The organism is Streptomyces sp. Q6, from assembly GCF_036967205.1.
Lineage (GTDB): Bacteria > Actinomycetota > Actinomycetes > Streptomycetales > Streptomycetaceae > Streptomyces > Streptomyces citrinus.
This window is the reverse complement of sequence record NZ_CP146022.1, coordinates 2996720-3017743: the sequence shown is the minus strand read 5'-3', so window position 1 is coordinate 3017743 and position 21024 is coordinate 2996720. Positions and strand designations below refer to the sequence as shown.

Sequence of the window (21024 nt, the reverse complement as noted above, 5' to 3'; positions counted from 1 at the left end):
ACAGATCAACTACAGCAGCGATCAGGGAACGGCCAGGTCACAGGCCCCCGCCCATACTGGTTTCCATCGGAGGGTGCCGGTCAGGCAAGATGGGGTGTATCTGCCCTCATGCGGTGGAGCCGCGTTACGCGGGACCCTCGCTGCCACACTTCGACTGCCGGACGGTTTCTCTTGGCTGAGTACATCTACACCATGCGCAAGACGCGCAAGGCGCACGGCGACAAGGTGATCCTCGATGACGTCACCCTGAACTTCCTTCCTGGCGCGAAGATCGGTGTAGTCGGTCCCAACGGCGCCGGTAAGTCGACCGTCCTGAAGATCATGGCGGGCCTGGAGCAGCCGTCGAACGGTGACGCGTTCCTGTCGCCCGGCTTCAGCGTCGGCATCCTCATGCAGGAGCCGAAGCTCGACGAGTCGAAGTCCGTCCTGGAGAACGTGCAGGACGGCGCGGCCGAGGTCATGGGCAAGCTCAAGCGCTTCAACGAGGTCGCCGAGCTCATGGCCACCGACTACAGCGACGCGCTGATGGAGGAGATGGGCAAGCTCCAGGAGGACCTCGACCACGCCGACGCGTGGGACCTCGACGGTCAGCTGGAGCAGGCCATGGACGCGCTGGGCTGCCCGCCCGGCGACTGGCCCGTCACCAACCTCTCCGGTGGTGAGAAGCGCCGCGTCGCGCTCTGCAAGCTGCTCATCGAGGCGCCCGACCTGCTGCTCCTCGACGAGCCCACCAACCACCTCGACGCCGAGTCGGTGAACTGGCTGGAGCAGCACCTGGCCAAGTACAAGGGCGCCGTCGTGGCCGTCACCCACGACCGGTACTTCCTCGACAACGTCGCCGAGTGGATCCTCGAGCTCGACCGTGGCCGCGCGATCCCCTACGAGGGCAACTACTCGACGTACCTCACCAAGAAGTCCGAGCGGCTCAAGGTCGAGGGCAAGAAGGACGAGAAGCGGCAGAAGCGGCTCAAGGAAGAGCTGGAGTGGGTGCGGTCCAACGCCAAGGGGCGTCAGGCCAAGTCCAAGGCCCGCCTCGCCCGCTACGAGGAGATGGCCGCCGAGGCCGACAAGATGCGGAAGCTGGACTTCGAGGAGATCCAGATCCCGCCGGGCCCGCGTCTGGGCAGCATCGTCGTCGAGGTCGAGAACCTCAGCAAGGCCTTCGGTGAGAAGGTCCTGATCGACGACCTCAGCTTCTCGCTGCCGCGGAACGGCATCGTCGGCGTCATCGGCCCGAACGGCGCCGGCAAGACCACGCTCTTCAAGATGATCCAGGGCCTGGAGACGCCGGACTCGGGTTCGATCAAGGTCGGCGACACGGTCAAGATCTCGTACGTCGACCAGAACCGCGCCAACATCGACCCGAAGAAGACCCTCTGGGCCGTGGTCTCCGACGAGCTCGACTACATCAACGTCGGCCAGGTCGAGATGCCGTCGCGCGCCTACGTCTCGGCGTTCGGCTTCAAGGGCCCCGACCAGCAGAAGCCGGCCGGTGTGCTCTCCGGTGGTGAGCGCAACCGCCTCAACCTCGCGCTCACCCTCAAGCAGGGCGGCAACCTGCTGCTCCTCGACGAGCCGACGAACGACCTCGACGTCGAGACCCTCAGCAGCCTCGAGAACGCCCTGCTGGAGTTCCCGGGTGCGGCTGTGGTCGTCTCCCACGACCGCTGGTTCCTGGACCGGGTGGCCACGCACATCCTCGCGTACGAGGGTGACTCCAAGTGGTTCTGGTTCGAGGGCAACTTCGAGTCGTACGAGAAGAACAAGATCGAGCGGCTCGGTGCCGAGGCGGCCCGTCCGCACCGCGCCACCTACAAGAAGCTGACCCGCGGCTGATGGCTCGCCACGTATACGCCTGCCCCCTGCGCTGGGCGGACATGGACGCGTACGGCCACGTCAACAACGTGGTCTTTCTTCGGTACCTCGAAGAAGCGCGGATCGACTTCCTGTTCCGTCCGGACAAGGACTTCCAGCAGGGGTCCGTCGTGGCGCGCCATGAGATCGACTACAAGCGGCAGTTGGTGCACCGGCACCGTCCGGTGGACATCGAGATGTGGGTGACCGAGGTGCGTGCCGCCTCGTTCACGCTCGCCTACGAGGTCAAGGACGACGACCAGGTCTACGTCCGGGCGTCGACGGTCATAGTGCCGTTCGACTTCGAGGCGCAGCGTCCGCGGCGGATCACCGCCGAGGAGCGGGAGTTCCTGGACGAGTACCGGGACGACGCCGACGACGCCGCGGGGGCGCTCGCGGCATGAGCGTGCCCGTGCTGTATTTCGCCGATGCCGGGGAGGCGGCGGATCTCGCCGCCTTCCTCGGCCGGCTGCTGCACTACGACAAGGCGGCCGCCGTACGGTTGCAGGCGCAGGCCGGCGGCCAGGCGCTCGCGGTGTTCGGGCGGCCGCCTTCGTTCGAGGTGCTCGCCATCCGTACGGCACGGCTCCTGAAGCCGTACGAGAGCGGGATCGACGACACCCTCGATGTGACCGTCTCCGCGGGGGAGTTGCTCGACGCCCTCGACGAGGCGGGGGCGAGCGCGGTGGTGCCCGCCGCCGTCACCGGGCCGCCGTGGGCCGGGATGCTGCCGCCCCGTGGCGGCTGGGAGCGGGTCCCCGGGTGCCCGGACGCCGAGGCGCTGCGCGCACTCGTGAAGGCCGCCGTCGCCGAATTCCGGTCCCGCGTCGAGGAGTTGGCGCCCGAGGCGCGGACGCGGAGCGAACTCGACCGGGTCGGGCGGGAGATCTGGTCGCGGGAGATCGCCGGGACCGGCGTGCCGGTGCGGATCGCCCACGCGGCGGCCTCACTCGGCTTCCTGCGCGGCGACGCCGTCGACCTGCTCGCCTCCGGGGCGTGGGTGCGGTTGCGCGCCCCGTACGGATCCGTCGCCCTGCGGCGCACTTCCACCGGCCTGGGCGGGCTGTCCGTCCTGCTGTGAGATCGACCGGTCGGCCCGTCGGCCGGCCGGCCGTGTCGCACTGATCCAGTCAGAGGCGGGAACGGGCGGCGTTCAGCGGTCCTGGTCGTCCGGCCGGATCTGGATGTGGTCCTCCTCCAGTTCCAGGAGCACGCGGTCGCGCATGCCCAGCGACTCCGTGTACTCCGCGGGGAGTTGGAGCCGTCCCGCCCGGTCCAGCATCGCGTACTCGCGGGAGACCAGGGACTCCTGGCCCGTCGTCTCGTCCACGTGCCGGTGGCGCAGCACCTCCGTCGACGTACGGCCGTCGCGGATCGCCACTGTGCGGCGGACCTCGCTCGCCACCGTCTGGTCGTGGGTGACGATGACGACCGTGGTGCCCAACTCCTCGTTCGCCGTGCGGAACGCGGCGAAGATCTGCTCGCCGGTGTGCGAGTCGAGTTCGCCGGTGGGCTCGTCGGCGAGCAGCACCTTCGGTTCGTTGGCGAGGGCCACGGCGATCGCCACGCGCTGCTGCTGGCCGCCGGACATCTGCTGTGGGCGGCGGTCGTGGCAGTCCGCCACACCGAGCATGGTGAGGAGCTGCGTCGCCCGTTCCGCCTTCGCCGAGCGGCGGGTCCTGCCGCGCAACTGCATGGGCAGCGCCACGTTCTGAGCTGCCGTCAGGTACGGCAGGAGGTTGCGGGCCGTCTGCTGCCAGACGAAGCCGACCGCCTCGCGGCGGTAGCGCAGGCGCTCCTTCGACCCCATCGCGAGCAGGTCGTAGCCGGCCACCTTCGCCGCGCCCGCCGTGGGTTCGTCCAGGCCCGCCAGGATGTTCATCAGGGTGGATTTTCCGCTGCCGGACGCGCCCACCAGCGCCATCAACTCGCCGTTGCGGACGAGGAGATCGAGGCCCTGGAGGGCCTGGACCTCGACGCCGTCCGTCGTGAAGACGCGCACGAGCCGGTCGCAGGTGATCAGGGCGTCGTGGCCGTAGGCGGGGCGGTCCCGGTGGGCGGTGGCGCGCTGTTCCAGGTCGGCGAGGGTGGGGGCGGGCGCCGGGGTGTCCGGTGTCATGTCGTTTCCGTCTCCCGTGTCGTGCGGCGGGTCGATCCGTGTGGGCTCGGGTGGTGCTGGCTGGGGTGGGGTGTCCGCGGCATCTCCTACGCGCCTACAGCGGCGCCTCTTCCCCCGCTCTCAGCTCTCTCGCCGCGCTGCGTCTTCCCGAGCGATATGCCTGGAGTGTGGCCGTTCCCGTCGCCAGGAGGAGGACGCAGACGGCCGGGAGCGCCAGGGAGAGGGGGTCCGTGCGGAGGTGGGAGGCCGCCGTCGACGTCTCGTCCGCCAGGGCGAGGGACGTCAGGTCGAGGCCGGGGGAGAGGAGTTGGACCGCCGCCCAGCCGGTCAGGGCGCCGCCCGCCGTCGCCAGGAGCGCCTGGGGGAGGGACTCCAGGATCAGCAGGCGGCGGGCCTGCCCGCGGGTGAGGCCCATGGTGCGCAGGCGGGCCAGGAGCGCGAGGCGTTCCGGTGTCGCGCGGGCCAGGGCGAGGAGCAGCGCGAGGGCGGCGAAGCCCGCGCCCGCGGCGACGGCCGCGACGTAGCTGTCGGTGGCGCCGGTCTGGAGCGGCGAGTCCACGTACCGGGCGCGCTCGACGGACCGTACGCGCACGGTCGTGTCGTCCCCCGCGGCCTTGCGTAGGGCCCGCGCGTCGATGTGGGCGCCGGTGAGGAGGAGGGACGTGGGGCGGGCGGGGGCTTCGGTGGCGCGGGCGAGGGCCCGTGCGTCGACGATCAGGAAGTCGTCGGCGAGGGCGGGCGTCTCGGAGCGGACGACCGCCGGGCGCAGGGTCACCGTCTCGCCGTTCATCCACAGGACGAGGCGGCCGCCGGTGAACTGTTCCCGCAGGGACGGGGAGATCAGCGCCGGGATCGCGGACGACTTCGAGGCGGGCTGCTTCAGCTTGCTCGCGGGGAAGGCGCCGAGGTCCGTCCGGGCGGCGAGGTCCGCGTACGCCCGCGGGTCGACCGCAGCCAGCGGGAAGCGGCGCGTGCCCTCCTTGACCTCCGCGTCGTAGCGGACCGTGACCCCGGTGGCGCCGGAGACGCCGGGGGCCTCGCGGATCGCGTCGATCGTGCGCGCGGACAGCGGGCCGCTGCCGTCGACACGGGCGTCCGCGCCGGTCGCGAGGAGCGCGGCGCGGTCGCGGGTGCCGTCGATGCCGGCGAGCACGGAGCCGCCGAACGCCGCCGTGGTCAGCGCGGTGAGCAGCGCGAGCAGCGGCAGGACCGCCGTGCCCGCGCTCGCCCTGGTGCGGGCCGCGCGGGCCAGCGACAGCAGGCCGATGGCGCCGCGCAGCCGTCCGGCGGGGCCCACGAGACGACGCAGGACGAGCGGGTGGACCCGTACGAGGACGAACGCGGCGACCACGCCGACCAGGACCGGGGCGAGGGCGACGAGGCCGTCCCCGCCGTCCGTCGCGCCCCGGCGGCGCAGCGCCACGATGGCGCCGACCGCCAGGACCAGGACGGTCAGTTCGGCGATCGTGCGGCGCGGTGTCGGGCGGGCCGTGGCCACGTCCTCGCGGCCCGTGTGGAGCCGCGTACGGCGATGGGCGGCCAGCGCGCGCACGGGCAGCGCCGCGCAGGCGACCGCCACGACCGCGCTCGCCGCGAGCGCGGCCCGCGTCCACCGCCCGTACGGCACGGCCGCGAGCGCGAGCAGGAGACCGAGCGCGCCGGCCGGTACCGCGACCACCGCCGTCTCGGCGAGCAGCCGTCCGCCGAGGCCGCGCAGCGACGCGCCGCGCGAGCGCAGCAGGCCCAGCTCGGCGCGGCGCCGGTCCGCGCCGAGGCCGCCCGCCATCAGCAGCACGACGCAGGCGACGGTGCCCGTGCCGTACGCGGCGACCGCGACGACGGGGGTGATGCCGTCGCGCAGTGCCTCGAAGCGGCCGATGACGTCGTCGAGCCCGGTGGTGACGTCCGTCGTCTCGGTGGCGGTCGCCCGGCGTACCTTCAGGAGGCCGGGGCCGTCCGTCGTGTACGCCAACGCCTCGCGCAGCGCCGGGAGTTCGCGTGCCGTGAGGCGGCCGACGGAGGGCGCCAGCTGCCAGTACTGCTCGACGCCGCTCGGCAGGTTCAGGAGCGCGGGCCCGGCGTCCGGGTTCAGGAGCAGCGAGCCCGTCCAGTAGTGCTGCGGCGGCATGCCGTCCGTGCTGCGCAGGGCGGGGGTGCGCAGCAGCGGCCGGGCCGACCAATACGCGCCCGACGGATTGCGCGGGGCGACGATTCCCGTGATCCGTACGGCGGTCCACTCGCCCTCGATGTTCAGCGTGTGCACCACCGAACCGGCCTCGATGTGCAGCGTCTTCGCCGTCTCTCGCGTGACGGCGGCCTCCATGGAGGTCAGGGACGCGGCGGCGCGCGGCAGTCGGCCCGCCGTCACCTTCGCGTGCCCGGCGAGGCCGCCCTGCGCGTTCAGCGTGAACTTGACCGCGAGACCGTCGGGCCGGGGCAGCCAGTCCTCGCGCACCTCCACCTGCTCCCGGCTGCGCACGCCGTACGAGGACTCCCGCGGATCCGCGACGAGCGGGGCGCGCAGTCCGGACACGAGGTGCCGGAACGCGAACCGCGTGAAGTCCTCACCCAGCCGCTCGTCCCGCTGTTCCGGGGGGAGTTCGATGCCGGCGTCGAGCGTCGTGGCGTTGAGACCCATGTGGCCCGGCGACTCGTCGGAGACGGTCTGGCGCAGCCCCTGGTCCTCGTAGCGGTCGACGGCCCTCGGGAACGCGGCCGCCAGGCACGACGTGAGCAGGACCAGGAGGAACAGCGCGGCCGCCGCGCCCGGCGCCGTCCGCAACCGGGTGCGCACCCACGGCGCGACGACCCTCGTCAACCTCGCGGAACCGGCCGCGGAACCGCCCCCGATCCCGCTCGCCCTGTCGTCGGCCATGTCACTCGCCTCCTTGCGCGCGCAGCGCCGTCGCGGCGCGCGGCGGCCTGCGCAGCGCCAGACCCGCGGTGATCAGAACGGGGGTCGCGGCGACGCCCGCGAGCAGCAGCGCGACCTGGTGCGGCGGGAGTTGGACGACCACGTCGGGCACGGGCCGGGTCGCTTCGCCGGTCAGCACGATCAGCGGCACCACCGCCCGCGTCAGGAACGTGCCGAGCGCGGTGCCCACCAGGAGCGCCAGGGCCACGAGCACGCCCTGTTCGGCGGCGACCAGGCGGGCCAGGCGGCGCCGCGACGCTCCGAGCGCCGCGAGGATCGCGAACTCGGTGCCGCGCTCGCGCAGCGAGCCCGCCGTGTTCACCGCGAAGCCGACGGCCGCGAGCAGCGCCGCGGCCAGGGCGGCGGCGGCGAGCGCGGACTGCGGGCCCGCGCCCAGCGGGTCGTCGCGCAGCCGCTCGCCGATCTCGGCGCGCACCACGATCTGCGAGGGGTCCGTGTCGGGCAGCGCCCGCAGCGCCTTCGCGGCCTGTTCGGCGGCGCCGGGCGCCGTGGTCAGCCACCATTCGTTCGGTGCGACCGGGTCGGTGGTCGGGCCGGTCAGGGCCCGGTTGAGGTCCCGCAGGTCGACGAGCAGGGCGCCGCCGTCCCTGGCCGGGTCACCGGCGCCCGCCTCGGATCCGGTGGTCGGCAGGGCCCGTACGCTCCGGGTGATCCGCACGCGTACCGTCGCGCCGTTCAGGTTCACGTCGGCGCTCTGGCCGACGCGGGTGCCGGACGACTTCAGGTAGCGGTCGGTGGCCACGGCCGCGATCTCCTCGACCTCGGGCCGGGCGGGCGCGAGGCGGATGTTGACGGTGGGCAGGGGGCCGTAGCCGTTCCACTGGTCGGGCAGCGTGTAGCCGGTGCCGTACACCAGGGACAGGCGTCCGTCGGCGAGGGCGGCGCGGTCCAGCTTCGGGTCGGCGGGGGCGCCGGGGGCGCCCGGTTCCGAGGTGCCGGTGCCGAGCATCGACGTACGCCACGGGAGACCTTCGACGCTCGATGCGCGGAAGGGGCCGCCCGGTTCGGAGGCGGCGACCGACGTGACGTCGATCCGGTTGCGGGAGCCCTCGCCCATCCGCTGCCGGGTGTCGAAGTCGAGCCCGGCCAGCCTGAGCGGGCCCGCCGCCTGCCCGAGGCCGACGTCGAGGCGGTGGGCGCGGCCGTCGAGCGGCAGGTCACCGACGAGCAGCCGGTACGTGAGCCCGTAGCGGTCCTGGACGGTCGCGGACACGGTCGTCGCCCGGTCGGGGTCGGGGGTGCCCTCGGCCTTCAGGTCGGTGGCGCGCAGGGTCAGGCGCAGGCGGTCGGCCTTGGCCGGCAGCCGTACGCCCGGGTCGGTGCCCGTCTTCGGGCTGAGCGCCGCGACGATGGTGCGCGGTGGCGCGTCCGCGAGGTCGTCGCGGAGCATCAGGCCGTTCTTCACGTGCGCGGTGTCCAGTGCGAGGACCGTGCCGGAGCGGCCGCTGTCGAGGGGGACGGACATCCGGTAGGCGGGCGCGGCGTCCCGCACGCCGGGCACGGTCGCGTACCGCGCCACCTGGTCCATGCCCGGTTCGGTCGCGAGGACGCGTACGTCGGCGCCCGAGCGGAAGTCCGCCTGGTCCTCCTGCGAGCGGTCCCACGACGCGCCCTGGCCGATCGCGAGGACGCCCATCGCGACGGCGAGGACGAGCAGCAGGACCGGGCCCGCGCCGCGCATCGGGCGGCGGCTGAACTGCCAGCCGGCGAGCGCCATGGGCAGCCCGCGCCCGCTCGCCGCCCGGCGCTCCGCGAGCCGCGCCACCGGCGGCAGCAGCCGCAGTGTCAGGACCGTGCCGGCGAGCAGGGCGAGCGCGGGCGCCACGACCAGGAGCGGGTCGATGCCGAGCGATCCGCCGCGGTCCGCGGTGATCGCGCCCGAACCACCCGAACCCGCGGTCTGCCGGTCCAACTGCCAGTACGCGACCGCGGCGATGACGAGCAGGCCCACGTCGGCCCCTGCCCGCACCGGCGCGGGCAGCGCCTTGGCCCGCCCGCCCTGCGGTCCCTGCGCGGTCAGCGCGGGCACCGTCACCGCGAGCGCGCAGCCCACCGCGACGCCCACGGCCACCAGCCATACCGACCCCGTGCCCGGACCCACGTCCAGGCGCAGCCCGATCCGGGACAGCGCCCCCTGCGAGGCGACGAGTTGGGTGAGGGGCCTGCGAGCAGCGGCGCGCACACCGCGGCGGGCAGCGCGAGCAGCAGCGCCTCGCTCGCGGCGAGCCCGGTGATCCGGCCCCGCGATCCGCCGCGCGAGCGCAGCGTCCAGGTCTCCCCGGCCCGTTCGACGCTCAGCAGCCGCGCCACGAGCAGCAGCGCGTACCCGGCGAGGAGCACCAGTTGCAGGGCCACGATCAGCAGTGTGGAGCGGGCGACGAGCAGGGCCCGCTCCGCCCGGTCCAGGACGTCGGGCAGTGAGGTGCCCACCGCCGTCGTGCCGGCCAGTTCCTTGTCGTGCAGCAGTTTCCGGGTGCCGGTGCGGGCGGCGTCGCGCAGGGCGTCGATGCGGTCGGTGGTCAGGGTGGAGAAGTCCGCCGTCGCCAGCCACGCGGACTGCCCGTCGCTGACCCGGCCGCCCTCCACGACGGACGGGTCGGCGAGCAGCGGCCCGTACGTGGTGAAGCCCAGCTTCTGCACGCCGCGCCCGCCGAGCTCGTCGAGCGTCCAGTACGGGGACTGCGGCCGGGCGGGGCGGTAGACGCCGGTCAGTTCGACGCGGATCTTGGGGCCGCCGAGCCGGTCGGTGAGGGTGAGCCGGGCGCCCGGCTTCAGCTTGAGCGCCCGTGCGGCGATCTGCGGCAGCGCCGCCTCGACCACGGGGCCCGTGCGGGCGCGCGGCAGCCGCCCGGATGTGATCTTCACCTCGGACGGTTCGATCGCGGCGAACTTGGTCAGGTCCGGTTTGTCGCCGGACCCGGTGTGCGGCAGGCCGTACGCGCCGGAGCGGGTGAACGACTCCCGGTGCACGGGGAGTCCGTCGAAGATGTGCCGCGTGCCCCGGCCGAGCGCGGCGACGGCCTTCTTCCTGGCGTCCGCGGGGACGTCGGCGCGGACCACGAGCGCGGTCGTCGCCGCGTCGCGGGTGCGCAGGGAGTGCCGCAGCGCGGCGTCACCGATCGCGCCGGAGAAGGCGCTGAGCATCGCGAGCACCGACGTCGTCAGCAGCACGGCGAGCACGGCCGCGGTCAGCAGCAGCCGATGCGCCCGCACCCGTAGCAGGACAAAACCCCACACCCCTGAAGCCCCCGCCTCGCCGTTCCGCTCTGTTCGCCCCCGAAAGTCTGTCCGGATGTTGTCAGAGGGCGTGGGGTTTGGGGAAGAGGTCTGGACCGGCTACCGACCGGATACCGGGGAGAGGTGTCCGGCGAGAGGTGTCCGCCGTGGGCCCGGCGGCCTCAGCCCTCCGTGTTCACCATGGAGGCCGCCGCGTACGTCAGGTAGTTCCACAGCGTCCGCTCGTGCTCCTCGGACAGGCCGATCTCGTCCACCGCGACGCGCATGTGTTTCAGCCACGCGTCGTGCGCCGCCCGGTCCACCCGGAACGGCGCGTGCCGCATCCGCAGACGCGGGTGCCCCCGGTGGTCGCTGTACGTGCGCGGGCCGCCCCAGTACTGCATGAGGAACAGCGCGAACCGCTCCTCGGCGGGGCCCAGGTCCTCCTCCGGGTACATGGGGCGCAGCAGCGGGTCCTGGGCGACGCCCTGGTAGAAGCGGTGCACGAGACGGCGGAACGTCTCCTCGCCGCCCACCTGCTCGTAGAACGTCTGCTCCTGAAGCGTGTCGCGCGGGATCTCAGTCACCCGTCCATGGTCTCAGACGGGGTGGCCGAGGACTCGGGGCTTAGGACCGGTCGCCGGGCCCGCGGGGGCTCGCTGTTTCGGCGCCGCGGCAGCACAGTGGACATATGGGCGCAGACCATACGGAGGACCTCGGCGTCCTCGCGGTACGGGCGCGGGCCGGGCTCGTACGCGAGATCGAGGCGAGCGGCGCGTGGGTCGCGGACACGAGGTGGCGGTCGGCGTTCGCGCAGGTCCCGCGCCATGTCTTCGTGCCCTACTACTTCCTCGGCGTGCCCGGCGGCTACGAACGGCTGTGGGGCGAGCACCCCGACCCCGAGCGCCGGGCGCGGTGGCTGCGCGGCGCGTACGCCGACCAGCCGCTGGCCACCCGGCTGCGCGACGGGCACCTCGTCTCGTCCAGCAGCCAGCCGTCGCTGATGGCCAGGATGCTGGTGGACCTGGACGTACGGGACGGGGACCGGGTCCTGGAGATCGGCGCGGGCACCGGTTACAACGCGGCCCTGCTCGCCCACCGCCTCGGCGACGACCACGTCACCACGGTCGACCTCGACCCGGAGATCACCGAGTCGGCGCGGACGCATCTCACCGCCGCGGGGTACCGGCCGGCCGTCGTCACCGGGGACGGGACGCGCGGCTGCCCCGAGCGGGCGCCGTACGACCGGATCATCGCGACGTGCGCGCTGCGCGCGGTGCCGGTGGCGTGGGTGGGCCAGTGCCGTCCGGGGCGCGGATCCTGGCGCCCGTCTCGACCGGCCTGGTCGCGCTGACCGTGACGGACGCGGGGCACGCCGAGGGGCGGTTCCTGCGCACGGCGGCGTACTTCGTGGCGCTGCGCGGGGACGCGGGGGAGGTGGCGGAGCCGTACGTCGGAGGGCTGCCGCGGCGCCTGCTGCGGGACGAGCTGTTCCGCTTCCTGCTGACGCTGACCGCGGGCTGTCTCGACCCGCGCGAGGTGGTCGCCCTCTGGGAGCGGGAGGGCAGGCCGACCCGTGACCGGTTCGGGCTGACCGTGGAGGGCGGCCGGGAATGGGCCTGGCTGGACGACCCCGGGGGGCCTTACGTGTGGGCGCTGCCGGGGGTGTAGGCCCTGAAGCACAGGTACTGACGGGGGCGGCCCGTCGCGCGGTTCCCCGCACGACGGGCCGCCCCCGGCGACCGGACGGAGCGCTCAGCCCCGGTGGATCGTGATCGTGGTCCAGGCGCCGACGTGCACCCGGTCGCCGTCCTGGAGCGGTACCGGGACGAACGGCTGGATCGGCTCCTCGCCGCCGTTGACCGTCGTGCCGTTCGTCGAGTTCTGGTCGACGACCGCCCATGTGCCGTCCGGCTGCTGCACGAGCACCGCGTGCGAGTGCGAGACACCCGGGTCCTCCGGCGGCACCGACAGATCGATGTCGGGGGTGTCACCGGTCGAGTGCCGGCGACGGCCGATCGTGATCTGGTTCCCGGTGAGCCGGCGCTGCTGCTCCGGCGAGTACGCGGGCAGGTTCAGGCCCGACGCCTCGGGACCGCTGCGGTGCATCATCGCCATGAAGTACTCGCGGTCGGGACCGATCGTCGCCGACCAGCCCATCGGCTGCTGGGGCTGCTGCGGCTGCGGAGGCTGCTGGTAGCCCTGCCCCTGCTGCGGGTAGCCCTGCGACGGCGGACCCTCCGGCGCGGTCGACGGCGACGACGGCGGCGAGATCACCCAGTCGTCCCCGCTCGTCCCGCCCCCGCCGAACGACGGCGAGGGTCCGGGCGGAGGCGGCGGCGGACCCTGCGGATGCGGCGCCTGCGGGTAGTCGGGGAACGGCGGCGGCGCGGGCGGCCCCGGCTGCGCGGGCGCCGGAGCGGGCGGCCGCTGCTGGAACGCCTGCGGGACACCCCCGCCCGTGCCGTTCGGACCGGGCGGCGGGACCGGGCCCGAGGGCTCGCCACCGAACGGGTTCGGCGGGATCGGCTCGGCCGGCCGGTTCACCTGTGAGGGGCGCGAGCCCTGGTACTCGTACGGGTCGGCGCCCTGCGGCGGCTGCTGGAAACGCAGCGCCGGGTTCGGGCCCTGCGGCCCGCCGGAGGAGTTCGGCAGCGGCGGGTTCGGGGCCGCCGGGGTGTACGACGTCGCCGTGTTCGTGAGGAAGTTCCAACGGCACTCCTCACAGAACGGGGCGCCGCCTTCACGCGGCGTACGGCACTGCGGGCACAGCTCCGGCGCTCCGCCCCCACCCTGCGGCGCCTGCGGCTGCTGGGGGTAGCCGTAACCGGCGGCCGGAGGCGGCGGAGGGGGCGGGGGCACGGCACCGGCCATGCGGTGACCGCAGACCTCGCACCAGTCGTCGGAACCCGACTGGTGTCCGTTCGGGCAGGTCGGCATGTCGGCGCTTCCCCCTCTCCTTCGTACGTACTCGTCCGTACTGGTCCGTACTCGTACGTCAGTCTGTATCGCTACGGAGCAGCTGCTGAGCTGCTACTTCTTCACGCGAACCGTCTTGGTGGACCGGGTTTCGAGAGTCATCTCGTCGGCCTCCGCGACCTTCGCTTTCAATCGAACAGTACCTTCCGCGGCATCCACCACGTCCACCACCTTCGAAAGCAGTTTCGCCGTATCCGCGTTTCCGGAGAGCGCCGCGAGCTGCACCGCGCGGCCCAGTTTCGCCGTGGCCCCGTCCACGTCGCCCGATTTGCGCGCGTCCAGACCCTGCTGGATGACCTGGGCCAGTTCGGCCTGGCCCGTGTAGTGCGCGACCTGGGGGTTGATCGACGTAGAAGCGGCCATGTCGTCCGTCCAGACCGCGCGGACGAGACCCTGCGACAGCGTCTGCGCCGAGCCGTCCGGCTGCGGGATCACCAGGGAGACGCGGGCGGCGAGCATCTCCTGGCCGAGGTCGGCGGTCGGGACCTGCACACACACGTGGTAGTCGCGGGACTCGTCGCCCCAGGAGCCGGTCGGGTAGTCACCGGCGCGCGGTCCCACCTCCGTGCGGCGGTCCGTCAACTCCTCGACGGTGGGCGCGACCTGCTTGACGAACTTGATCTCGGAGCCGAGCGGGGTCCACAGGCGCAGCGCCACGTCCGCGACCTCCTTGCCCATCGCCGTCTCCATCATCTGCGTGAAGTCCTCGGCGAGGTGCGCCGGGTCGGCGACGATGTCGGCGGTGCCGAGCAGGGCGGAGGCGATGCCCGTGACCTCCTTCACCTCCCAGTCCGTACCCACACCGCGGGCGTCACAGGTGAAGCGGCCCGCGCACGCGTCGAGCGTGGCCCGCAGGTCCTGCGGCGACTCGTGTTCGTTGCGCCCGTCGGTGAGCAGGATCCCGTGCCGTATGGAGACGTCCGCGGAGGACAGGAGGCGGTCGGCGAGCCGCAGCCAGGTGCCGATCGCCGTGCCGCCGCCCGCGGACAGCTTGCGCAGCGCCTGCTTGGCCTGACCGCGGGTGGCCGGATCGGCGACGGCGAGGCGGCCGCCGCCGGGGTAGACCTCCTTGGCGACGTGCGTGCCCGCGATCACCGCGAAGTGCACCCCGTCGCGCAGGGTGTCGATCGCGGCGGCCGAGGCCTCGCGCGCCCCCCGCATCTTGGTCGCCGGATAGTCCATCGAGCCCGAACAGTCGACCATCAGCGCGACCGCCGCGTCCGCACCGCCGCCGGCGCCGAACAACTGCGGGGCCGCGACGGCGCCCCCGACCGTGCCGCCGGTGGACGTCACGGTGACGATCGCGTTGACCTCGCGACCGCCGTCCGGCAGGTACTCGTTCTGGTAGACCTCCACCGAGAACTGCGGAACGTTCGACTTCGAGAAATTGGCCATGGTGACAAGTCCCCCCTGAACAAGACCATTCGCGGTACGTGCTGCGGCCGGTTCCGGCCTAGGCCGATCCTGCCCCCGCGGGCGGGACCGGGAACGGCAGCACTGCCACTGTTACGTTGTCGTGGCCCCCGCCGTCCAGGGCGTGGCCCACCAGAACCTGGGCGCTGTGCAGCGGGCGCGCGGCCGCGTCGGCCGGGACGACCCGGGCCATCTCCCCGGCACCCTCCGCGTAGTTCCACAGCCCGTCGGTGCACACGATCACCACGCCGGGCCGGTCCGGCTTGAACGACGCGGTGTGCGGCTCCAGTTCGTACGCGTCCGCGCCCAGCCAGCCGGTGATCGCGTGGGCCCGCTCGTCCGCGTACGCCTCCGCCTCGTTCATCAGGCCCGCCGCGACCATCTGCGCGGCCCACGAGTCGTCCTCGGTGAGCCGGGCGGCGGGGGAGGAGCGGTCGTCGGGCACCCAGTAGGCGCGCGAGTCACCGACCCAGCCGACGATCAGCAGTTCCTTGGTGATGATCGAGCCGACGAACGTGCACGCCGGGGCGTTCTGGTGCGGCTGGTGCTCCCGGGCCGTCGCGGGCTCGTGCGCCAGCGCGTTGACCGCCTCGGCGGCGGCCACGATCGCCTCGTGCATGGCCTGCTGCGGGTGCGTGCCGCGCGGCAGCGACTCGTGCAGCGACTCGTTGGCCGCGCGGGACGCCGCGAGCGACGCGTCGTCGGGCCGGGTCGCCGACGACACCCCGTCGCAGACGACGGCGACGACGGCCGCCGAGCCGTCGGGCAGCGCGGCCGACGAGATCGCGAACGCGTCCTCGTTGCGGTGGTGGCGCAGGCCGCGGTCGCTGACCGCCGCGACGGCGTCCAACTCCTGCTCCATGTGGTCGCGTTCGCGCGGCTGCGCGTGCCCGCAGTTCTCGCAGTAGCCGTCCGCGTCGACCTGGCCCGCGCGGCACGCCACGCACATCTTGGTGCCGGACGGCGGCGTCGCGGCCTCGATCTCCTCCGGTGACGCGGTCCGCGGATCGGGCGCGGCGAGCGGGAACTCGTCGGCCGAGGAGACGGGAGAGGCGGGAGAGGTGGGAGAAGCGGAAGGGGTGGGAGAGGGCGAGGGGGCGGCGGCGGCCGAGGGGGCCGGGACCGGGTCGTCGAACCGTACGGCGGCGGGCAGTTCGGACCCGCCGGAGTCCGTGCCCTCCAGGTCCGTGGGCAGGTGCACCGGCGCCGGGGTGTCCGAACTGTCCAGCTCCGGTGCGGCCGGCCACTCCACGGAGGCGGGCTCCGCCTCGGGCGCCTCGGGCACAGCGGGTGCGCCCATGGTCAGCGTCGGCTGGTCGTCCGGCACGGGAGGCACCGACGACAGGTCGTATCCGCAGGCCCCGCAGAAGCGGTCGCTCTCGTCGAGCGGCTCCTCGCAACTGGGGCAAGCGGCCAGCTGTTGCTTCTGCGACATCAACTCACACCCACGTCCGGGGGCGGTAGCGGTTGGCCCGCTCCACCAGTTCGATCCTCTCCTCGCCGCGCTGAGCGAGCCTGGCCAGTGTCCGGTACGAGCGCTCCAGGCCGAGACGCAGTCCGCGCTCGTCCAGGTCATTGCCGAGTACCACCGTGCGCACGGGGCCCTGGGGCTGACCGGAACCCTGCCTACCGGAGAGTACCCAGTCGAGCGCCGTCCCGAGGACCTCGGTGGACAACAGTTCGCGGCGCACCGCGTCGAGGCCGAACGCGTCGAGCGCCTCGACCTGTCCGGCGGCGGCCGTCAGGTCGTTCAGGAGCGGATCGCCGTTCAGGCTCTCCGACATACGGCCCCGCAGTCGCGCCCGTACGGAGGCGACGCGGGCGGCCGTGTAGTGGATCGAGGACTCCGGCACCGACTCCAGGGTGCGCACCGCGCCGCCCCGGTCCCCGGCGGCCAGCTGGACGCGCGCGAGGCCGAAGGCCGCACTGACGTAACTGGGGTCGGTGGACCACACGAGGCGGTAATACTCGGCCGCGTTGTCGAGTTGACCGAGCACCTCCGCGCAGACACCGAGCGCCAGCTTCGGCGCGGGCTCGCCCGGGAACGCGTCGTAGATCGCGTCGAAGGAGAGCGCCGCGCTCGCGTGGTCGCCGGTCGCGAGCGCCGCGACGCCCCGGTACCAGACCACCCGCCAGTCGTCCGGGTGGTCGGCCTCCAGCGCCGCCAACCCCCGTACGGCGGAGTCGAGTTCGCCCATCTCCAGGCGGGCCCGCAGTTCGCGCAGGCGCAGCTCCAGGGAGCCGGTGGGCGCCGCGTGCAGCGCCGAGATCAGCTCGGCGGGCGCCGACGCCATCAAGCCCGCGAGGAACCCGGCGTTGGGATCGGCCGGGTCGACGCGGGGCACCGGCAGCGCGAGCGCGGTGGCCGGCGCGTTCAGGACCTTGACGAGCGAGACGGGCGACGGCGGCAGGGCGGGCTGCTCGGGCGCCGCGCCGACGGCCGTCCGCGCCGCCTTGCGCCGCACCGGCACCTGCCGCACCCCGAGCCGCGACACGGCCCCGTCGAACCGGCCGAACAACTCCGTGTCGGTGACCTTGACCTCGGGCCCGAACAGGGTGGACAGGGCGGGCCGGGGCCGGTTCGTCTGGAGCGCGACGACCTCGCGCAGGACGCCCGTCAGCTGCTCGGCCATCTCCTGCGCGGAGGCGAAGCGGCGGGCCGGGTCCGGGTCGGTGGCGCGCACCAGGAGCCGGTAGAACGACTCGTAGCGGCGGAAGACCTCGATGTTGTCGGGGTCGGGCAGGGAGTCCACGAACACGTTCGTGTAGCCCTGGAAGTCGAAGGTGAGGACCGCGAGGGTGCGGGCGACGGTGTACAGGTCGGAGGCGATGGACGGGCCGACCTCGGCGACCTCCGGCGCCTGGTAGCCGACGGTGCCGTAGATCGCTGACTCGTCGTCGTCCATCCTGCGGACCGCGCCCATGTCGATGAGCTTGAGCTGGTCCTCGGTCTGGATCGCGTTGTCGACCTTGAAGTCGCAGTACAGGAGGTTGCGGCTGTGCAGGTGACCGAGCGCCTCCAGCGCCTCGATGCCGTACGCGCACGCCTGCTCGACGGCGAGCGGGTCCCGCTTGCCGTCGGGCGTGCGCCGCTCGTTGGCGATCTCCTTGAGGGACTTGCCGCCGACGTACTCCATGACGATGTAGCCGTCCATGGAACCGGTGCGCTGGTCCAGGTGCTCGACGAAGTTGTAGATCCGCACGATGTTGCTGTGCTCGATCTCGGCGAGGAAGCGGCGCTCCGAGATCGCCGCAGCCATCGCGTCCTGGTCGCCGGTGTCGAGCAGGCCCTTGAGGACCACCCAGCGGTCGGAGACCGCGCGGTCGATGGCGAGGTAGACCCAGCCGAGCCCGCCGTGCGCCAGACAGCCCACGACCTCGTACTGGCCGTGCACGATGTCGCCCGCGCCCAGCTTCGGCACGAAGGAGTACGGGTGCCCGCACTTGGTGCAGAACCCCTCGGTGCGGCCGGGCCGGTCGCCGCGCGCGCGGCCCACCGGGGCGCCGCAGTCGGAGCGCGAGCAGAATCGCTTCCGCTCGGGGACCTCGGGGTTGTCCTGCACCATCACGCGCGGGTCGGGGCGCGGCACGTCCGGCACCTTGACCAGGCCCACGCCGAGCCGCGCCCGCCCCGAACTGCCCGCGGACGAGCCGGAGCTGCGCACGGACACCGACCGGGACGTCGACGACCCGGACAGCGAACGGGACAGCCGCCCGGACACGGACCGGCGCGACTGCGAGGAGCGCGACGAGGAACGTGCGGACGCCCGCGACGACGCCCGGGAACTCGACGACGAGCTCTGCGAACCGCGCGCGCCGCCCGCCGCGACGCCCGTCGGCGGCGACGACACCAGGCCGGTCGGCGACACCACCGGGGCGAGCCCGCACGTGTCGCAGTACAGCTCCCCGCCGCCCATGTCCTCGTAGGCGCCGGAACAGCCGGGACGCTGGCAGCCGCCCGTGGCCTGCGGCCCGCCGGCGTGCGGGTCGGGCCCGGGGCCCGGGGGCCGGCCCCCGGGAACGTACAGCAGGCCACAGGTGTCGCAGTACAGCTCCCCACCCATGTCCTCGTAACTGCCCGTGCAACCGGGTCGCGTGCACCTGCGTGCTTCGGCCACGACTACGACTCCCCCCTCTGGTCACTGGGCGCGGCCAGGACGTCCGCCGCGGCCCGCTGGTAGCGCAGCACCGCTTCCTCCGCCACGCGCAGGTCGCAGGGCGCGCTCCACAGCATGCGGCGCGCCGCGTCGTACCGCTCCACCAGGAACGGGTCCTCCGCGAAACCGAGCCGCGCCACCTTCGCCTTGTACGCGTCGAGCCGCCCGCGCAGCTCCGCGCGGACGGCCAGCGGCTGGGTCACGGCCGTCAACGACTCGCGGGCGCGCAGCAGTTCGTCCTCGGCCTTCTCCTCCAGCGACTCCAGGAGCGGCGACAGCCGGTGCCACTGGCCGTGCCTGCGGTACTCGGCGGCCAGCGCCAGCTGCTCCTGGAGCGCGGTCGGCGGGCCCGACACCGCGGGCACCTCCGACGCGGCTATCTTCGCGAGGACCTCGCCGCGCGCCGATCTCGCCTCGGCGAGGGTGCGGTCCGCGCGCGAGAGCACGTCCCGCAGTCTGGCCAGGCGCGCCTCCGCGTCCTGCCGTACGCCGAGCACGGCCTCGATCTCGCGCCGCACCTCTTCCAGAGCGCGCGCCTGCCGGTCGTACGCCGTCGTGTCCGGGCGGCCGCCGCCCGGCGCGGAACTCCCGTGCGCCTTCTGCCAGTACGTGAGCGGGTCCGAGACCACTTCCTCGCGCAGCCGCGTCAGCGCGCCGGTGATCCGCTCCAGGTCGTCGCCCGCCGGGTGCTCCCCGGGGCGTACGCCGACGGAGTGCGCGAGCTGGCGGGTGCGGCCCAGCTCGGCGGCGAGCAGGTCTATGCGGGCGGGCAGCGCCGACCACACCGCGTCGGCGGAGACGACCATGTCGAGGGACGACGCGTACAGGTCGTTCATCCGCTCCACGAGCGCGGCCAGCGTGAACCGCTCCGACAGCTTCGCCGGGCCGGTGATCGACGGCGACGCGCCGCCGCTCGTGCCCGCGCCCGAGGCGATCGTCACGGACTCGCCGCGCAGCAGCTCGGTCAGCTCCACCAGGTCGTCACGGCTCGGCCAGCGGCGCCGTGAGCGCATCTCGCGCGCCGCGCGCAGAGCGCCCGCGTACGCGTCGAAGTACGTCCACAGCAGCGTGATCGCCTGCTCGGCCGACGCCCAGCGCTCCCGGGTCGTCCCGGTCAGCTGCGCGCCTTCCAGCAGGCGGCGTCCCGCGTGGTCCTGGAGCGCGAGCAGCGACGTCTCGATCGCTTCGTGCTCCGCACCGAGCCGGGCCAGGGCACGGTCCACCTCGTCCCGGTCCATCACCGGACCAGGGGGTCCCGCGACGCCCATCGATCACTCTCGCTTTCCTTCACGTCCCCGAATGTCCCTGTCACTTGTACTTCGGTGCGGGCGGCCCGGAGGACGCGCCGAGCGCCGGCTTCAGCCACTTGTCGTACGACTTCTGCCAGCCGCCGTCCTCGCGGTAGTCCTCCAGGGCCCCGTTCACCCGGCGGACCAGGTCGTCCGAGCCCTTCTTCATGGCGATGCCGTAGTACTCCTCGGTGAACGGCTTGCCCTTGAGCTCCACCGTCGGGTCCTGCGCGGCCTGGCTCGCCGCGAGCGCGCCGTCGGTGACGACCGCGTCGACCTCGCCGAGCTGGAGCCGCACCAGGCAGTCCAGTTGGTTCGGCACCGTCGTCGAGATGTCGGTGCTCGCCGGCAGCTTCTTCGCCGTCTTGTCGTCGCCGAGCGCCTTCTCGGCCGTCGACCCCTTCGCCGTGCAGATCCGCTTGTCGGCGAGCGACTCGTCGTACCCCGTGATCTTCGAGGTCTTCGGGGCGAGCACCTGCTGGCCCGTCTGGAAGTACGCGGTGGAGAAGTCGACCTGTTCCAGGCGGTCGCAGCTGATGGTCATCGTGCGCACCACCATGTCGACCTCGTCGCGCTGGATCGCCGGGATGCGCTGGTTGGTGGGGATCGCGTGGAAGTGGACCTTGGTCGGGTCGCCCAGGATGCGGTCCGCCATCTCGCGTGCGAGGTCGATGTCGAAGCCCTCCAGCTCGGCCGTCTTCGCCTCGCTGTTGGGATCGCGGTAGCCCCAGCGGTAGCTGTTCTGGTCGACGCCGACCGACAGATAGCCGCGGTCCTTGATGGCCCGCACCGCGTCCCCGTCGTCACTGCCGGAGGCGGGGTTCAGGCTGCGCTCCGGCTCCTTGTCCTTGACCTTCGGGTCGCAGTCCTTGGCCGCGGCCTGGGTCCCGTCGGCGACGCCGCCCGAGCCGTACCCGGTGCTGCCGTCACCGCCCGTGCCGGCGCGCTGCGTCAGGGGGAGCAGCAGCGCGAACACCGCCGTCAGGGCACAGGCGACCGCCATGGCCGCCACGCCGCCCCAGCCGCGCAGACTCACCCCGCGCGTTCCTCGCCCGTCCATCA

Annotated in this window: 12 protein-coding genes and 2 pseudogenes; 4 read left to right on the top strand and 10 right to left on the bottom strand. The window is 73.3% G+C overall.

Going from position 1 to position 21024, the window contains the following annotated elements:
- Positions 1 to 171: 171 nt before the first annotated feature.
- Genes ettA through V2W30_RS14005 form a run of 3 tightly spaced genes read left to right on the top strand, consistent with a single transcriptional unit; the run spans position 172 to position 2935 of the window.
- Positions 172 to 1836, top strand: a complete 1665-nt coding sequence (gene ettA / locus V2W30_RS14015; RefSeq protein WP_338696583.1) for an energy-dependent translational throttle protein EttA — start codon at positions 172 to 174, stop codon at positions 1834 to 1836.
- Complete coding sequence (locus V2W30_RS14010; protein ID WP_338696581.1) at positions 1836 to 2258, top strand: thioesterase family protein; 423 nt, start codon at positions 1836 to 1838, stop codon at positions 2256 to 2258. The genes ettA and V2W30_RS14010 overlap by 1 nt, the downstream gene beginning before the upstream one ends.
- A 2-nt stretch (positions 2259 to 2260) precedes the next feature.
- Positions 2261 to 2935 carry a hypothetical protein gene (locus V2W30_RS14005; protein ID WP_338703599.1) on the top strand — a complete coding sequence of 225 codons (675 nt, stop codon included), beginning with the start codon at positions 2261 to 2263 and terminating at the stop codon, positions 2933 to 2935.
- 72 nt (positions 2936 to 3007) lie between these two features.
- Here V2W30_RS14005 and V2W30_RS14000 read toward each other — a convergent pair whose 3' ends face one another.
- The 4 genes and pseudogenes from V2W30_RS14000 to V2W30_RS13985 all read right to left on the bottom strand — a co-directional run bounded on the left by V2W30_RS14000 (position 3008) and on the right by V2W30_RS13985 (position 10711).
- Positions 3008 to 3973: an ATP-binding cassette domain-containing protein gene (locus V2W30_RS14000; RefSeq protein ID WP_338696579.1), complete on the bottom strand. Its 966-nt coding sequence runs from the start codon at positions 3971 to 3973 to the stop codon at positions 3008 to 3010.
- Between the two features lie 94 nt (positions 3974 to 4067).
- Positions 4068 to 6848, bottom strand: a complete 2781-nt coding sequence (locus V2W30_RS13995) for an ABC transporter permease (protein WP_338696578.1) — start codon at positions 6846 to 6848, stop codon at positions 4068 to 4070.
- Position 6849: 1 nt separating this feature from the next.
- Positions 6850 to 10145, bottom strand: a pseudogene (locus V2W30_RS13990) (FtsX-like permease family protein).
- Positions 10146 to 10306: 161 nt separating this feature from the next.
- Positions 10307 to 10711: a globin gene (locus tag V2W30_RS13985; protein WP_338696577.1), complete on the bottom strand. Its 405-nt coding sequence runs from the start codon at positions 10709 to 10711 to the stop codon at positions 10307 to 10309.
- A 104-nt stretch (positions 10712 to 10815) separates the two neighbouring features.
- On the opposite strand from V2W30_RS13985, the pseudogene V2W30_RS13980 reads away from it, so the two are divergent.
- Positions 10816 to 11795: pseudogene (locus V2W30_RS13980) on the top strand (methyltransferase domain-containing protein).
- An 84-nt stretch (positions 11796 to 11879) separates the two neighbouring features.
- Here the strand turns inward: V2W30_RS13980 and V2W30_RS13975 are convergent.
- The 6 genes from V2W30_RS13975 to V2W30_RS13950 form a co-directional block, all read right to left on the bottom strand.
- A complete protein-coding gene (locus V2W30_RS13975) occupies positions 11880 to 13064 on the bottom strand; it encodes an FHA domain-containing protein (RefSeq protein ID WP_338696576.1) in 1185 nt (394 codons plus the stop codon).
- 93 nt (positions 13065 to 13157) lie between these two features.
- Entirely contained in the window at positions 13158 to 14498 is a 1341-nt protein-coding gene (locus V2W30_RS13970) for a VWA domain-containing protein (RefSeq protein ID WP_338696575.1), read from the bottom strand.
- A 58-nt stretch (positions 14499 to 14556) separates the two neighbouring features.
- Positions 14557 to 15951 (bottom strand): PP2C family serine/threonine-protein phosphatase, encoded by a 1395-nt coding sequence (locus tag V2W30_RS13965; RefSeq protein ID WP_338696573.1) that lies wholly within the window; start codon positions 15949 to 15951, stop codon positions 14557 to 14559.
- A 4-nt stretch (positions 15952 to 15955) separates the two neighbouring features.
- On the bottom strand, positions 15956 to 18433 hold the full coding sequence (locus V2W30_RS13960) for a serine/threonine-protein kinase (RefSeq protein WP_338703598.1): 2478 nt from the start codon (positions 18431 to 18433) through the stop codon (positions 15956 to 15958).
- 203 nt (positions 18434 to 18636) lie between these two features.
- Positions 18637 to 19941, bottom strand: coding sequence for a hypothetical protein (locus V2W30_RS13955; protein ID WP_338696572.1), 1305 nt, complete (start codon positions 19939 to 19941; stop codon positions 18637 to 18639).
- Between the two features lie 40 nt (positions 19942 to 19981).
- Positions 19982 to 21022: a glutamate ABC transporter substrate-binding protein gene (locus tag V2W30_RS13950; protein WP_338696570.1), complete on the bottom strand. Its 1041-nt coding sequence runs from the start codon at positions 21020 to 21022 to the stop codon at positions 19982 to 19984.
- Positions 21023 to 21024: the final 2 nt, after the last annotated feature.